The 16,161-nt window shown below is 53.6% G+C and carries 10 protein-coding genes; 1 reads left to right on the top strand and 9 read right to left on the bottom strand.

Annotation, left to right across the window (positions count from 1 at the left end; genetic code table 11):
• Positions 1-45: 45 nt before the first annotated feature.
• Entirely contained in the window at positions 46-5,562 is a 5,517-nt protein-coding gene (locus tag A918_RS0118765) for an alpha-2-macroglobulin family protein (RefSeq protein WP_022712539.1), read from the bottom strand.
• A 337-nt stretch (positions 5,563-5,899) separates the two neighbouring features.
• Between A918_RS0118765 and A918_RS0118760 the strand changes: the two genes are divergently transcribed.
• Positions 5,900-6,826: a LysR family transcriptional regulator gene (locus tag A918_RS0118760; protein WP_022712538.1), complete on the top strand. Its 927-nt coding sequence runs from the start codon at positions 5,900-5,902 to the stop codon at positions 6,824-6,826.
• Here the strand turns inward: A918_RS0118760 and A918_RS0118755 are convergent.
• The 8 genes from A918_RS0118755 to A918_RS0118720 all read right to left on the bottom strand — a co-directional run.
• A complete protein-coding gene (locus A918_RS0118755) occupies positions 6,807-8,159 on the bottom strand; it encodes an MmgE/PrpD family protein (protein WP_033316275.1) in 1,353 nt (450 codons plus the stop codon). The two genes, A918_RS0118760 and A918_RS0118755, sit on opposite strands and share 20 nt — an antisense overlap.
• A gap of 20 nt (positions 8,160-8,179) precedes the next feature.
• Positions 8,180-9,181 (bottom strand): serine hydrolase, encoded by a 1,002-nt coding sequence (locus A918_RS0118750; RefSeq protein WP_022712536.1) that lies wholly within the window; start codon positions 9,179-9,181, stop codon positions 8,180-8,182.
• Between the two features lie 16 nt (positions 9,182-9,197).
• Positions 9,198-9,983 carry an ABC transporter ATP-binding protein gene (locus A918_RS0118745; protein WP_022712535.1) on the bottom strand — a complete coding sequence of 262 codons (786 nt, stop codon included), beginning with the start codon at positions 9,981-9,983 and terminating at the stop codon, positions 9,198-9,200.
• Positions 9,983-10,846 carry an ABC transporter ATP-binding protein gene (locus tag A918_RS0118740; RefSeq protein ID WP_022712534.1) on the bottom strand — a complete coding sequence of 288 codons (864 nt, stop codon included), beginning with the start codon at positions 10,844-10,846 and terminating at the stop codon, positions 9,983-9,985. The genes A918_RS0118745 and A918_RS0118740 overlap by 1 nt, the downstream gene beginning before the upstream one ends.
• Positions 10,847-10,864: 18 nt before the next feature.
• Positions 10,865-11,791 carry a nickel transporter permease gene (gene nikC / locus A918_RS0118735; protein WP_022712533.1) on the bottom strand — a complete coding sequence of 309 codons (927 nt, stop codon included), beginning with the start codon at positions 11,789-11,791 and terminating at the stop codon, positions 10,865-10,867.
• 8 nt (positions 11,792-11,799) lie between these two features.
• Positions 11,800-12,879 carry an ABC transporter permease gene (locus tag A918_RS0118730; RefSeq protein ID WP_022712532.1) on the bottom strand — a complete coding sequence of 360 codons (1,080 nt, stop codon included), beginning with the start codon at positions 12,877-12,879 and terminating at the stop codon, positions 11,800-11,802.
• 173 nt (positions 12,880-13,052) lie between these two features.
• Positions 13,053-14,672 carry an ABC transporter substrate-binding protein gene (locus tag A918_RS0118725; RefSeq protein ID WP_022712531.1) on the bottom strand — a complete coding sequence of 540 codons (1,620 nt, stop codon included), beginning with the start codon at positions 14,670-14,672 and terminating at the stop codon, positions 13,053-13,055.
• Between the two features lie 84 nt (positions 14,673-14,756).
• Positions 14,757-16,161 (bottom strand): amidohydrolase (locus A918_RS0118720; protein ID WP_022712530.1); only part of this gene is annotated, 1,405 nt, incomplete at its 5' end.

Below are 16,161 nucleotides of genomic sequence, written 5' to 3'. Positions count from 1 at the left end.
CTGATTGTTTCAGGCGGGGCTTTTTCATTGCTCTTTCACAACTGCTTAATTGGCAGGCTGCACCTGCATCATAGCGGCTGCACCACGGGCAAAATATTGCGGACGATACATATCCTCCACAAATGGTGCCGGATGCGCATAGGTGCCCGGCGTTACCGCCCGCACAATATAGGCGACCGTATATTCACGGGCATTGCCGCCGCTGCTGTTGAATGCTGCAACAAAACGATCACTGCGGAATTCGCTATGAGCAACGGTCGTGTCACCGAGCCAGCCAAAATTGCTCAGATCCGCACTGTTCACAACGCGCGGATTATCAATTTCAAATCCGGCAGGCAGCAAATCCGTTATCAGCACACGGGAAGCCCAGTTATTCGATTCAGCTACTTTCAGAACAACCACATAGCGTTCATTCTGTTTCGCTTCAGAAACACTGATCTCTTCACCGTCGAGCGTGTAATAGCTGCGGCCAATGCTGAAACCGTCACCACCTGCCGGTGGTGCTTCCACTGGTGCCGCAACAGTTGTAATCACCGCAGTCACCGGCCTGTCACCGGTATTGCCCACGGTCACAGGCGCGGCTTCAAGCTGTTCGCCAGTCAGACGCTCAGACAATGCACCCTGACGGGCCTCACCATTGAGCAGCAAGGTCAGATTGGCATCTTCGTCCTTCAGCCCCTTGGCAGCCAGCAACAACCATGCCTGTTCTTGCGTGCTGGTATAGCGCGTTTCATTGCTCAGACCGCCAACCACTTTCACCAGTTCCGGCACAATGCTTGGTACCGGACGGCTTTCTGCGGCAAGAGCCAGAATGGCTGCGCCGTCACGCAGGTGCGAACCGTAATCCGAACGCGCCCAGGAAATATTGCCTTTATTGGCAAGACGGAAAGCCGAAGCAAAAGCCTTCTCGGAACGTGCACCGTCACCATAAAGGGCAAGGCTTGCACCGAGCTGAGCACGCGCCAGCGGCGTTTCAAACTCATCCAGACGGGTATCCGCGTAGTAGCGCAGATCGGCAATGGATGCACGACGGTTACGCGACAATACATAGAAAGCATAAGCTATCGAATTGCCGTTATCCTTGATCGAAACATCGTAAGACAGTGCATTTTGCAGATTATCCAGTGCCGAAATCATCGGCTGCTGCGGCACATCAAATTTCTGCTCGCGGGCGCGGGTCAGGAAATCTGTCACATAGGCATCGAGCCACAGATCACCGCTATCCGGCGACCAGAGACCAAAACTGCCGGAAGAGGACTGATTATTCAGAACCTTGTAAATGGCTTCCTGAATACGCTTGTGCAGTTCTTCTTCACTGTCCTGCATCGGCATACCGGCCTGCTTGGCCAGTTCGCTCATATAGAGCAATGGCAAGGCACGGCTGGTTGTCTGTTCAGTACAGCCATAAGGATAACGGTCAAGCGATGTCAGCAAGCCCGGAATATCAAAGCCCGATGCATTAGAAACATTGATGCTGACTGAAGCGCCGTCCATACGCTGACCGGCAAGCAGTTCTTTATTGATAACAAGAGAACCGTTAACCGCAGCCAGCGTTACTTCCTTGCGGGTCGTTTCCGGCAAAGACGATGCACGCACCGGCAGGATCAGATCCTGCGAAATGCTCAGGCCGCTTTCATGGGTCAGCTGTACCGTCAGCTCTTCAGTTCCTGCGCGCTCAGCTTTCAGCGGCAGTGTCAGATATTTCTTTTCGCCCTGTGCCAGTGTCACCGATGCCGGTGCCTGTTCCTGCGGTACAGAAACCAGACCGGAACTGGCCACACTCACAGTGTAATTTCCGGCAGGGCCATCCGTATTGGCAATATCAAGACGCAACTGTGCCTGATCGTCCGGTGCCATGAATTTTGGCAGAGCGGCAGTGATAACCACCGGATCACGCATGATGACATCCGACTGCGCATTACCGACAGCCGTCTTTGTCCAGGCTACGGCGCTGATCCGCGCAGTACCGTTAAACTGCGGAATATCAAAGCTGACATTGGCTTTGCCATCGGCACCAACCTCAACAGGACCGGCAAAGAATGCCACCAGTTTTTCGGTTGGCGGCGAGCCTTCAGCGGCCATTTGCGCGCCGTCACCACCGGTACGCAGACGCCCCATCGTGCCGAGTGAACCGTCAATCAGACGACCGTAAAGATCGCGGATTTCGAGACCGAGCTGACGCTGACCAAAATACCAGCCAGCCGGATCGGCCGGTTTGTGATTGGTCAGGTTAAGAATACCCACATCCACAGCCGAGATCATGACATAAGCCTGATCGCCGGATTTCAGACCGCCGATTGAAACCGGTATAGTCAGAGCCTGACGCGGTTCGGTTTTTTCCGGCGCTTCAATCCGCACTGAAAGCTTGCGCTCTGCCGGATCAACAGCCAGCCAGCGGATACCGATGGCGCGCGCTGGCATACGGGTTTCCTGAGCTTCGCCCGGACGATAAAGGCTTGCGGTAATATAAGCACCCGCACCCCATTCGCCGCTGACCGGAATTTCAACTTCCGCACCCTCAGCAGGAACCGAAACGGTTTTGGTCATCAGCAGACTGTCAGCACCGACAGTAACCAGCAACTCACCGGCAAAACGCGGAGAGACTTTCAGCTTTGCGGTTTCGCCGTCTTTATAAATATCTTTATCAAGCGCAACTTCCAGACCATCCGGTGTTTCAGTCGAGCGTGCTTCAACATACCAGCCGGCATCAAATTCAATGCTGGTCTGCGGGCCGTCAGGGTCAGAGGTCGCGATCTCAAGACGATAACGTCCCCATTCCACAGGTACCTGAATGCTGCCTGCAGTCTGCTCATCGGCAGAAACAGTACCGTCGGCGACTTTTTTCGTATAGCTCACCGGCTCATAGTTCCATGAGCTGCCGCTGCGATACCACTGATACTGGCGCTCGACTTTAACCAGCGTCCATTCCAGCCCTTCTTCGGCTACGCGCTTGCCATCAGCATCGCTGACAATCACCGAGAACTGCGCATTGCTGTTTTCAGGCAGGCTGTCGTCGTCAAATTCCGGCTTGATACCGATCATGGCGCTGTCGGATGCAACCGGCAAAGTCAGCTTACGCTCAACCGCACGGCCGCCGCCTTCACGCATACGCACAACAATATCCGCGTTCAGACGCTGCGTTGTCGCGGGCAGATCATTCAGCAGCACCGGAATTTCGGCCTTGCCCTGTTCATCCAGTTCCGGCAGATCATCCAGCGTAATACGTGTATCTTCCGGCTGATCCTCATCGGCCAGTCCGAAAACATATTTCGGGAACAGATCCCATGTCCGTGTCGGGCGAATATTGACTTCGCCTTCCAGTGTCAGACCGGCCGCTGGCGCACCATAAAGATAACGACCGTCCACTTTAACCACAGCCGCATCACCGGCTTGAATTTCCTTCACATCTGAAGTCAGATCAAATTCTGTGCGGTCAGGCACAAAATCCTCAACCAGAAACTGCTTTTCTGACAGCGGAGTGGCTTTCGGATCGCTTAAAATACGCAATGTCCATGTACCGCGCATGGCATTATTCGCCAGCGGCAATTCCACAGCATGACCACCGGCAGCCTGTGAGGTGCTGACAATCGCACGGTCTTCCACACCATCAGGACGCAGGAAAGAGAATGTCAGCGGCAGATTTTCTACAGCCTTCGCTGAGCCGTCACGCACCAGCGCAGCGGCATGAACGGTTTCACCGGTGCGGTAAATACCGCGCTCCGTCCAGCCGTAAACATCCAGCGCACCCGGTGCAGGGCGACCGGTTACACCCCGATCCGAGAGGTCAAAACCGGCACGTTTCATATCGAGGAAAACATAATCTTCCTCATCGCCATTGCCCTTGGAGCGTGCTGTCAGAATGGCAGGTGCCATCGCTGCTGTGCCGCGCATCAAACCGGCAGTGAAGGTCGCGCGACCATCACCATCCGTTGTTGCAGTCCCCAGAACTTCATTATTCGCCGCCAGCAATTGCAGTTCCACGCCGCTCAGCGGCTTGGCTGTTGCAAGGGAACGGGCGAAAACATTCAGACCATCTTCACCGGCAAAAGTTGCAAGACCGGTATCAGACACCAGAAACCACTGTGTCGCCTGCGATGACCAATATTCCGAACGGTCACCCTCAGCCTTGGCTGTCATAATATAGATGCCGGGCTTACGCTTCGGCAGTGCTTCATCCACGGGGAAGGATGAGACGATTTCTTTGTTCAGCTCGCTCTCAACATCCAGCTTGCCGGTGTAAACTTTTTCACCCAGCGAGCTGACGATCTGCGATGTGGCATAGCCGTCAAGCTGACCGAAGAAACTGATACCATCCATCGACTGGGTAAGAGCACGCTCCCCCACACGATAGACTTCCAGATCAATAGTTTTGACATTGATGCTGACAACAGGAATACCGCGGCGCATGGTGCTTGGCAGCACAAAAGCATCGCCGTTGAACCGTACTGTCGGTGCACGGTCACGCACATAGATATTAAGCGCAACCGGTGTTTCAATCATTTCACCAATCGCAGCAGGCAGACCGGAGCGGATACCGATGCGGTAATTTTTACCGTGCTGCAAACCTTCAATACAGATTTGCTTTTCTTTAGCTTCCAGACCTTTCGGGCTTGCATCATCAACAGTCACGAAAGAAGCGTAATCAATGCCGCTTTTCATCAGCGTTTCTGAAAGCTGGATACAAACACGCGGATTGGCGCTGTCGCTGTCCACCGTATGATCGACCACGCGGAAACCTTTACGCATACGCAGGTCTTCATAAGCGGCACTGACCGCAGCCGAATTTTGCAGCGCAAGGCTGGCTTTATAGCTGTCGATAGCAGGGCGGAAATTATCGCGCAATTCCAGCGCCTTGGCCAGATTGCTCAAAGCTTCAGCACGGTCGGAAACCGTACGGCTGAGCTGATAGGCAATAATAGCCGAAGATGTGGCAGCGCGTTTGATCTGCCAATTGGCATCATTGCTTTGTGCAGAACCAAGCGTCGCGCGGCTCAATCCCATCCAGACAGCACTGTTTTCTTTTGCAGCAGGCACAATGCTTGCAAAATCAATCACTGATGAAGAAACACTGCCGGATTCGTAATTTCTTTGGGCAGCGCGCAGCAATTTGCTGACATCACCGGCAGGTTTTTCACCGCTGTTCAGCTTATTGCGATAGGTGCGTGCCTCATCCAGAACACTGGCCGGAACAAAGGTAATCGGTGCAGGCGCAGGTAGTTCGGCTTCCGCAGCGGCAGCATCCAGCACTTTACCCGCTACAGCGCCTTCAAAAGCATTGAGCTGATTATAATCGGATTTCAGGAAGCACCATTTCGCCTTCACATTATAGGTGAAAGCACGGCATTCCTCATCTTTCAGACAAATATTCTCACACTGGTCAAGGCCGACATCCTTCACTGTGCGCAGATCAAAACCGGGATAATCACCGTTTTGCGTTGTTTCAATCGTCCTTGTTCCGTTTTGAGCAGTCTGTGCCGTAGTAGTTTGGGCCATAGAAGTTTGCACAGACAGTGAAAGCGCAGCAGACAATATCAGGCCTGCAAAGACAGTACGCATCGACATCGGGATTCTCCGGTCAATTAAATTTGATTCAGCCATGAAACTTGTCCGGAGACTCTTGTCAAGTCAGACGCGCAGTCAGGACAACAGAAGCAAAAGCATTTTACAGATCAGATATGACAATACATGCTGTATCACTAATTCAGTATCATAAATTTTGGATGACCATGACCGGTTTTTATTCTAAAGAGGAAACAAGTCTTTAAGACGTTTGAAGTGCCGGAGCATGTTGTATTTGATTGCAGCCACCGCAAGCGCTCTGGATTTTTTAGTTTATCGCATGTGCGCGGGCGTTAAATGACAGCATTTAACTGCGGCATGCTTAGTGCGGAATGCTTCTATGGAATTGAAGTGGCTCGAAGATTTTCTCTGCCTGTCACAATATTTAAATTTCTCCCGCGCGGCTAATGAGCGGCATGTTACTCAATCCGCGCTGTCACGCCGGATCAGGCAGCTTGAAGCCTGGGTCGGGGTACCGCTGATCGATCGTTCCACCTATCCTATTCGTCTGACCCTTGCCGGACAAAGTTTTCTGCTCCGAGCGCATGATGCGGTCGGTCTCCTCACTCATGCCAGAGATGAACTGAGCGCCCGCTATACGCCGATGATGGAAGTGCTGTCTTTTGCGACACTCAACACCCTGTCGCTCACCTTTTTTCCGGCGCTGATGGCACGGATTGAAAGCAACGGCGATAATTTCCGCACCCGTTTCTCCGATCCGCATCCCTCATTTCTCGGCAATGTCTCAACCCTTCTCAATGGTAATTGCGATTTTCTGCTGACCTATGCTCATCCCTTGGTCAGCCAGATGGAGGATCTGAGAAATTTTCCTTATTTGTCTCTCGGGCATGAAAAGGTAATACCTGTGTCAGCGGCGGATGCCGCCGGCGAACCTCTGCACCGGCTGGGCAACCACACATTGCCGACAGAATATCTGCGCTACCGCGACACAACATTTTTTGCACAGGTTCTCGATCCGCTTGTGGAGCGCCGCGGCCTCAATCTGAATATGGTCTATGAGAACGGCATGGCCGTCGGGCTGAAGGCCATGGCGGTTTCTGGTCAGGGCGTGGCATGGATTCCGCAAAGCCTGATGCCGGATGAATGGAAACGCGGCATTCTGGTGCGTGCAGGCGTTCAGGACTATGATCTGGATGTGGAAATCCGCGTCTATCGCTCACAGCGTTTTCGCACGGATTATGCCGAGCGTTTCTGGCGGCGTGCATCAGCACTCGCCGCCAAAGACATTAACTGGTGGCAGAACTGAATAAGAGTTTCAGTGCTTTGAGGTCTTTTGCATCATCCAGAGCCAAAAGCTCTTCATAAACAACGGCAGCATTATCCGATGCCCCGCAGCAGTCCATGAATTTACCGAGGCGGTCAGCATCGGTGAAAGGCTCCTGTAAGCCACCGACAGCATAGTTGCGCGATGCTGTCAGCACGCGCCCGTTATGCAATTTCACGGTCACAACATGCGGGAGTTTGTCCTGCGCAATCCGCTCTTCATCCGCACTGTAGCTCAGCATTGTCACACGGTTCAGCAAGGCATCCCTTGCATAGTGCTGCACAGCTTGCGGCGTAAAATCAGCAAGACTTAAATGTCTCTGCCGCAATGCTCTCGCCACGCAATATTGCATCGAAAAGCGTGCCTGCATTTCATCGACCGGCTGCGGATAGGTCAGATTACGGTAATTGGCGATGCCAACCAATGCCTCGACACTTTCCACATCCTCTGCCGTGAAACTGTGCTCACGCATCAGATCCAGCAACCCGTCCACAATCAGATGGGTTGAACCACAACACGGATGTTTCTTCGGCATCACCCCAGCGGTCTCAATAATATGCTCTGCGCCAGCGATGATCGCTTCCGCTTTCCAGCCACGGCGCTGATCTCCGGCAAACAGGCTATGAAAACCCTGTGCACCTTCCAGAATATCAGGCCGTGCCTGCATCCCCGCTTTGGCCAGCAATGCGGCCTCCACCGCATTGCGTGCCGCCATACCCGCATGGAATGGTTTAATCAGCGTGCCGAATTGGCCTTTGGTGCCGGAAGCATAGCTCACCGCAATGGTGATTGCCCGTGCTGTTGCCTCTTCATCCAGCCCGAGCAGATGCGCAACCGCAAGCGCTGTTCCAATACTGCCGATAGTCGAGGTGCCATGCCATCCGGCGGTATAGTGCGCTTGCCCGACGCCATCGCCGATCAGTGCCTGCGCCTGAAGGCCTGCCAGATAGGCGTCGATCAGTTGTGCGCCGGATGTTTTGTCAAAATCCGCAACAGCCAGCAAAGCCGGAACGATAACCGCTGAAGCATGGCTCATGCCGGGCAGAAAATTATCATCATAATCCAGCGCATGAGCGGCAGTACCATTCACCAGCGCCGCCACAATCGGGCTTGATGTTTTGCCGTTCACCAGCAACGCTTCTCCCGCACTGCCGGTCTGGGCAAAAGCTTCAAACACTGTATTGGTGCTTGCATCTTCACGCCCCGCAACCATACAGGCCAGCGTGTCGATAATCGCATCGCGCGCCAGCAAACGCGCCTTTGCACTGGTGACCGGCTTTGCACAAACCTGCGCAATCGCTCCGGCAACCGTCATTTCCTCCTCCCGCATTTCCCTCACCCCTGAAATGCGTCGAAGATCAGTTTCAACAAGCGACCGAATTTGTGCCGGTTAAGCTGGCGACCGGTAATGTCGGTATCCACCCGATGCACAATCACCATGTCCAGTGCCGGAATGGTAATACAGAAATGTCCGCCTGCGCCAAAACCGGCATAGCTGCCTTTAGGGGTTACAACACCGGGGAAGAACACACCGTCCCGCTCCAGCCACCACATATAGCCATAAGCGCCGCGCGCACCGGCATCGGAATAAGGCATCACGCATTCCTGCGCCCAGCCTTTTGGCAGCACATCTTCACCATTCCAGCGGCCATGACGTAAGTATAGCTGGCTGAAACGCGCCAGATCGCGGGTCGACAGACGGAACGGATAGGCCGCATGACGGCTCTCGGTGAAACGGTCATGCCAGCCATCCGGCTTATCACCACTGAGCGAAAAGTCTTCGAACTGCAGCGGTTTGGCAATGCGCTCATCAAAAGCCTGATGCACGGTCTTACCGGTCAGCTGTTCAAAGATTGTACCCAGCGCATTGAAATCCCAGTTATTATAGCACCAGAAGGTGCCCGGTGCATGGGAGTGGCGCTTCTCCTTAATCATGCGCATCCACGGTGTTTCGTAGCCCGCTGCATGATAAATACCGGAACGTGCGGTCAGCAGGTCATAGACAGTTGCCTGTTTTTCAACTTCGCTCAAACCGTCATTGTCGTCGATGCCGAGTTGTTCAAGCGTCAGGCTCAGATCAATTGTGCCATCCGCCACATCCTGTCCCATCAAGGCAGCGAGAATGCTTTTGCGGATCGAATGACAGAGATATTTATGGGTAACATCACCATAGGTGTAGATGATCTTGCCGCTCTGCACGATCATCAGTGCATCGGTCTCTTGGCTCTCAGCACAGGCTTCAACCGCCTGCAGACCCGCTTCAGACCAACCGGACTGGGCAGGATTTTGCACCCGCTCCCACTCAGCCGCCGGATTGGCCGCATGCTGATAACTCATGATTATATTCCCCAGTTTAATTATGCGCCACGGCCTCAACACTGGCCTGCAAAAATTCCTGCGTATAAGGCGCACTGGCACGGGACTGGCGCAGATCATCTGCCGTCAGTTCCTCCAGAATAATGCCTTTATGCATCACGCCGACGCGCTCGCAGATATGCGCAACCACCGCCAGATCATGGCTGACCATCAGATAAGTCAGACCGCGTTCTCGGCGCAGGGTCTTGAGCAGGTTAAGAATTTCCGCCTGAACAGAAACGTCCAGCGCCGAGGTCGGCTCGTCCAGCAACAGCACTTCCGGCTCGATAATCAGTGCACGGGCAATTGCCACACGCTGACGCTGACCGCCCGATAATTCATGCGGATAGCGATACATGAAACTCGGCCCCAGACCGACAGCTGTCAGCACATCGCGGATACGTTCTTCCTTACGATCCATACCGTGAATGGTCAGAGATTCCGCCAGAACTTTATGCACCATCTTGCGCGGATGCAGCGAGGCATAAGGGTCCTGAAACACCATCTGCACGCGGCGGAAGAACGATTTGTCCCGCTCACCGGACAGCAATGTACCGTCAAAACTGAAATTGCCGGTATAATGCGGGATCAGGCCAGCCAATGCACGCAGGATCGTCGACTTACCGCAACCGGATTCCCCGATCAGACCATAGGCCTCACCACGGGCAATATGAAAACGGGCTTTCTTGACCACTGTCGAGCGCTTGCGCCCCTTGCCGAAGCTGACAGACAGGTCGGACACATCAACCAGCGGCTTAGTCTTTTCATTCATAATATCCGCCATTATTTCTGACCTCCGCTAAGGGTCGCGCCTGACAGCCAGCTCGGATCGCGCTCCGGCACTTGCAGCATATCCACCGGATGGTCGAGACGCGGCAGGCTGGCAAGCAGAGCCTGCGTATAAGGATGCTGTGCTTTGTGCAGTTCTTTGGCAGGCAGATCTTCCATAATACGACCGGCATACATTACCAGCACGCGGTCACAGAAATCCGCCACCAGATTGAGGTCGTGGCTGATAAACATCAGCCCTGTGCCGGAACGGCTTACCAGCTCATCCAGCACGGTCAGCACCTGACGGCGCACCGTGACGTCCAGCGCCGAGGTCGGTTCATCGGCAATAATCATATCCGGTTCAGGGATCAGCATCATTGCGATCATCACGCGCTGCCCCATACCGCCGGAAATCTCATGCGGGAACAGGTTCATCACCCGCTCCGCATCGCGGATATGCACGGCTTCCAGCATGTTCAGTGTACGCTGACGGGCTTCCTGCTTATTCACCCGATGATGCAGTCGGTAGGCTTCCATAATCTGGTCGCCGATACGGATCAGCGGATTGAGCGAATATTTCGGATCCTGCAAAATCATCGAGATTTTATTGCCGCGTACCGAGCGCATCTGGCGCTCGCTGGCACCCAGCAAGTCAACATCACCGAATTGCAATTTCTTGGCTTTAATCTGTGCTGCTTTCGGAGTCAGTTTGAGGATCGAACGGCCGGTCATGGATTTACCCGAACCGCTCTCCCCTACGATACCGACTTTCTCGCGCCCGATGGAAAAGCTGATGCCACGCACCACATCGATTGAGCGGTCAACACCCGGAAAAGACACCCACAGATCTTCAACTTCTAACAGAGGTTTGGTCATTTGATTTATCCGTTCCTCTTATCCGTTACGCGGGTCAAGCACATCGCGCAGACCGTCACCAAACAGGTTAAAGGCAAGGCTGGCGAGCAGAATGGCACAACCGGGCATGGCTGCGAGCCACCACGAGGTCATCATGAATTCACGGCCGCTGGAGAGCATCGCACCCCATTCAGGGCTTGGCGGCTGCGCACCGAGACCGAGGAAGCCAAGGCCTGCGGCTGTAAGAATGATTGATGACATATTCAGTGTGATACGGATCACCACTGACGGGATACACATCGGCACAACGTGATGCCAGATCACGCGCATGGTGGAGGCACCCTGCAAGCGGATTGCTGCCACATAGTCGGACGAGCGGATGGTCAGGGTTTCCGCACGCGCCAAACGGGCAATCGGCGGCCATGCAGCCAGCGAGATCGCAATCACTGCATTTTCAATGCCGGGCCCGAGCGCCGCAGCAAATGACAGCGCCAGAACAAGGCTTGGAAAAGCGAGGAAAATATCAACAATACGCATCAGCGCCGTATCAACCCAGCCGCCCATATAACCGGCAGTGGTGCCGACAATCAGGCCAATTGGTGCAGCGATAATTGCCGTCAGCGTCACGATATAAAGCGTGATGCGCGAACCATAGACCAGACGGCTGAAAATATCGCGACCCAGTTCATCGGTGCCGAAATAATGCGCCCATGATGGCGGCTGCAGGCGATTGGCCAGATTATTCGCACCGATATCATAAGGCGCGATATAAGGCGCAAAGATCGCCACAGCCACCAGCAGCAGAATGACAAACAAGCCGAAAACTGCGGATGTATTGGTCAGAAGCTTCAGCCAAGAGCGGCGCAATTGCTGCACATTGGCCTGAAGGGCGGAAGAAGGCACCGGCGCACGCAGCCATTCACGGAATGACGAAGTGTTAGGTGCGGAATTGGAAGTATCAGTCATAAGAGCACCTATCGTGTACGCGGATCAAAGACGCGGTAAAGCAGATCACTGATCAGATTGATGACAACGAAGAGAATACCCACGATCAGCGTACAGCCGACCACAGCATTCATATCACCGGCCATCAGAGCATTGGTGAGATAACGGCCAAAACCCGGCCATGCGAACACGGTTTCTGTCAGCACGGCACCTTCGAGCAGGAACGCATAGGACAGCGCCACAACCGTCACCACCTGCACGGCGACATTGCGGAATGCATGTCCCCAGACGGTGCGCGACCATGACAGGCCTTTCACGCGGGCGGTGATGATATATTCCTGATTGAGCTGCTCGATCATAAAGCCACGGGTCATACGGCTGATATAGGCCATGGAGCCGAAAGCCAGAATGAGCGCAGGCATGATGATATGGCTGAAGGCATTGCCGAATGCTTCCCACTGTCCCTGCATCGCACTATCGAGCAACAGGAAACCGGTTGTCGGCTCGACTGAAAACTCATGAATGAAATCAATGCGTCCCGGACCACCGATCCAGCCGAGACCGGCATAAAACACCAGCAGAGCCATCAGACCGAGCCAGAAATTCGGCGTGGAGTAGCCAAGCAGGCTGAGCATACGCACCAGATGATCCAGCGGCGAATTACGATACATTGCCGAGAACACGCCGAGCGGAATACCAAAGCCGGTACCGATAACGATGGCAACGGTTGCCAGCTCGATCGTCGCAGGGAATACGCGACCAATATCTTCCAGCACCGGTCTGCCGGAGGTCAGCGCATTGCCAAAATCAAACATCACGGCATTTTTAATATAAAGACCATATTGCACGATCAACGGCTGATCGAGACCAAGCTTGCGATACATCGTATCATAGGCTTCCTGAGAGATATTATCTCCCAGCATCGCGATCACCGGATCAAGCGGCAAAAGACGGCTGATGAAAAAAGTCAGCGTGACCAGACCAAGCAGCGTAATCGCCACGGAAATGATCAAGCGAGCGGCGGCGGCGAGAAAGAGAAGAACGGGATGAGGTTCATGATAGACCTCATTGTCAAACTCCGTATCTTGCAAAGTTTCGGGCGTCGTCATGGCAATGTTTCCGTCAATATCGGGAAAAGGAGAATTTGCAGCACACGGCTTTCAGCACCGCAAAGGTGCCGGTAAAATAAAGAGAATGTGCTGCAAACCTGACTGAATGCCGGAATATCAATTCCGGAAATTACCTGCCGCCGTAATGCAAGCGGCAGGTCTTTCGCGGTCAGTTATTTAGCGGCTGTATCATAATAGGTGCGGAAACCGTTCCACTCCCAATTCGTGATACCCTTGTTAATACCGGCAACATTATAGATCTGGAACATATAGGCCTGCGGGCCTTTTTCCATCATCTCTTTCTGCAGGGCATGATAAAGTTCGACACGTTTGGCTTCATCTTTTTCAAACAGGGCAGCATCGACTTGCTTGTTCACGGCCTCATCAAAATAGCTCGCGCGCCAGCTCGGATACATGGTCTGCTTGGCTTCCATGCGGTTATCTGGATTGAAAATCTGGCGTGAAGCATTGCCATGCGCATCCGGCACGCCGGTCGCCCAGCCCATCAGCGAGGTCTGGAATTCACGGCCACGAATACGGCTGAACAGCTGGGCATTGGCCATGCGTTCGATCTTGATTTTCACACCGGCTTTAGCCGCGGCATCCTGAATACTCTGGGCAATCGGCGCTGCATAAGGAGCGGTACCGATAAACATGGTGGTTTCAAAACCATTCGGATGACCGGCTTCAGCCAGAAGTGCTTTGGCTTTTTCCACATCCAGTGTGAATGGCTGGCCTTCTTTTTCATCCAGCGCACCGAAAGCACCAAGCTGCACAAAGCTTGCACGCGGCACGCCGACATTGTGCATCACAGTCTTTGCCAGACCATCATAATCAATGAGATAGCGCATAGCGAGACGCACTTTTTCATTGTTGAAAATCGGATCGGCATTGTTGAAGTTCCAATAGAACAAGGTCGGTTTCAAAGCGCGTGAAACGGCAACCTTATCCTGTGCTTCCAGATCTTTCAGATCTTCCGGTGTCAGATCACGAGCAATATCAATATCGCCTTTTTCCAGCAGCAGGCGCTGGGTACCGGCTTCCGACACGTGGCGGATCAGAACCTGTTTCAGCTTCGGTGCTTCACCCCAGTAATTATCACTTGCCTGCAGCAGCACAACTTCTGCAGGGTTCCAGCGCATCAGCTTATAAGGGCCTACACATTCTGTGCGGGTGGCCAGATATTTATTGCCCATATCACCTTCGACCTGATTGGCCGTCAGCACTTTTTGATTGAGCAGAATTGAAACGCGGTTTGCAGCAATGGCTGACAGGATGAGATTGACCGGATATGGCTTATCAAGTTTGAAGACGAGCGTCTGATCATCCGGCGCTGTAATCGTAGTATCAACATTGTCCTTGACGAAACCATATTCCGTCAGTGTTGCAGCATTACCAAAACCGAGTTTAACAACGCGCTGCATTGACCATGCCAGATCACCGGCAGTTGCCTTGTCACCATTGTCAAATTTCAGGTCATCGCGCAGATGGAAAGTGATCTGCAAACCGTCTTCCGATACGTCCCAGCTTTTCGCCATGCGCGGCAGAATTTTGGTTTCATCTTTCGGGTCAAAATCAACCAGCGGATCGCAGGTATTTTGAATAATTTCATTGCTCACCACTTCGCCGATCTGTGCCGGATCGAACGTGCTGATCGCATCAATATTCCATGCCATCACCAGCGCATTTGGCGGTGATGCAGCTTCTGATGCAAATGTTGCACCAGCGAGAGCAGCAGTACCGGCAATCATTGCCAAAGCGGAACTGCGGTTCAAAAACTTATTGGTCTTCATCTTTATCCCCTGTTTATGATTTTTCAGTCTTGATAAAGGGCATGGCGGCAATGCACCGCCATGCCAATTCATTTATTCCGCCAATTATTCAGCAGGTCGCGGTTGCAGCGGCGGGTTCACCTCCGGCGGGATCGGGCAGGTATAAGGTGTTTTCGCCATACGTGCCTGATGATCGGCCTTGGCAGCATTAAGAATGCTCTCATCCTGCATCACATCCAGCGCGGTTCCGGCCATAACTTTAGCCGCATAGACCATGCCTTTATGTGCGGCTGGCATTTTGCCCTGCGCAGTGATCTGCCATGAGTGACCAGGTGAGCCGATCGCATGGGTGGCAACGCGTGCCTGCACGGTCGGCACTGCCCAGCTGACATCGCCAAGATCGGTAGAACCGATCATCGGCACGCCGGTCTGTTCGCGCGGCAGCACGTAATCGCAAAGCGGTGCATTTTCAGCGAAAGGCTGACCAACACGCAGGTAATCGGTTTCGATATCTTCCGCCGACAGAGTTGTCTGAATTTTTGCGGCAAAAGCACGGTCAGCATCATCAAACGGCACGCCACCGAGGCGCTCCATATTGGAATGCATTGCGATTTCCAGCGGCGTATTGCCGAGCAGGTTAGACACCGCACTCATGATCGAAATATCGACTGTGGTTTCAGTCATCATTGCAGCGCCCTGCGCCACTTTTTTCACACGCTCATTGAGCGAGAACATGCCCGGCAGATCGGTTGCGCGGATTGCATAACGGACTTTGGCTTTTGCCTGCACCACGTTCGGCGCAATACCACCGGCATTGAGATAGGCATAATGCAGACGGCAATCCGCCGGAATATGCTCGCGCAGATAATTACAGCCAACGCTCATCAGCTCAACCGCATCGAGAGCAGAACGGCCGAGATGCGGTGCAGCAGCAGCGTGCGATGCACGGCCGGTAAATTCAAAATCCATACGGGTATTGGCGAGCGACTGCGCATCATCCACTTGCGTGAACGAAGCCGGATGCCATGAAATGGCAATATCCACGTCATCAAAAGCACCGGCGCGCACCATGAAAGCCTTGGCAGCACCGCCCTCTTCCGCAGGGCAACCGTAATAACGCACGCGGCCTTTTTTACCGTTCTGCTCCAGCCAGTCTTTCACAGCCGTTGCTGCGAGAAGTGCTGCAGAACCCAGCATATTATGACCGCAGCCATGGCCGTGTCCTGTGCCCGGAATCGGACGCGGCTCAGCAATACCGGCTTCTTGGCTTAGGCCCGGCAATGCATCATATTCACCGAGGATCGCGATAACAGGCCCGCCTTCACCGGCCTCACCGATCACGGCAGTCGGAATACCGGCCACATTTTCCGTGATTTTAAAACCCTGATCGCGCAGCATCTGAGTATGCTCGGCGCAGGATTTATATTCCGTATAGGCAATTTCCGGCATACCCCAGACGCGGTCGCTAAGTTCCTCGAACTCACGCTTTTTCGCATCAACCAGATCCCAG

Origin of the sequence: Pseudochrobactrum sp. AO18b, from assembly GCF_000409565.1 — a bacterium.
GTDB classification, from domain to species: Bacteria; Pseudomonadota; Alphaproteobacteria; order Rhizobiales; family Rhizobiaceae; genus Pseudochrobactrum; species Pseudochrobactrum saccharolyticum.
Note: the sequence above shows the minus strand (reverse complement) of the source record. Positions and strands in the feature narration are given on the sequence as shown.

Excerpts from the sequence above, each read along its gene's own strand:
- A918_RS0118740 (WP_022712534.1), bottom strand. The coding sequence starts at position 10,846 with ATGACCAAACCTCTGTTAGAAGTTGAAGATCTGTGGGTGTCTTTTCCG.
- A918_RS0118745 (WP_022712535.1), bottom strand. The coding sequence starts at position 9,983 with ATGGCGGATATTATGAATGAAAAGACTAAGCCGCTGGTTGATGTGTCC.
- A918_RS0118730 (WP_022712532.1), bottom strand. The coding sequence starts at position 12,879 with ATGACGACGCCCGAAACTTTGCAAGATACGGAGTTTGACAATGAGGTC.
- A918_RS0118760 (WP_022712538.1), top strand. The coding sequence starts at position 5,900 with ATGGAATTGAAGTGGCTCGAAGATTTTCTCTGCCTGTCACAATATTTA.
- A918_RS0118755 (WP_033316275.1), bottom strand. The coding sequence starts at position 8,159 with ATGACGGTTGCCGGAGCGATTGCGCAGGTTTGTGCAAAGCCGGTCACC.
- A918_RS0118765 (WP_022712539.1), bottom strand. The coding sequence starts at position 5,562 with ATGTCGATGCGTACTGTCTTTGCAGGCCTGATATTGTCTGCTGCGCTT.
- nikC (WP_022712533.1), bottom strand. The coding sequence starts at position 11,791 with ATGACTGATACTTCCAATTCCGCACCTAACACTTCGTCATTCCGTGAA.
- A918_RS0118750 (WP_022712536.1), bottom strand. The coding sequence starts at position 9,181 with ATGAGTTATCAGCATGCGGCCAATCCGGCGGCTGAGTGGGAGCGGGTG.
- A918_RS0118725 (WP_022712531.1), bottom strand. The coding sequence starts at position 14,672 with ATGAAGACCAATAAGTTTTTGAACCGCAGTTCCGCTTTGGCAATGATT.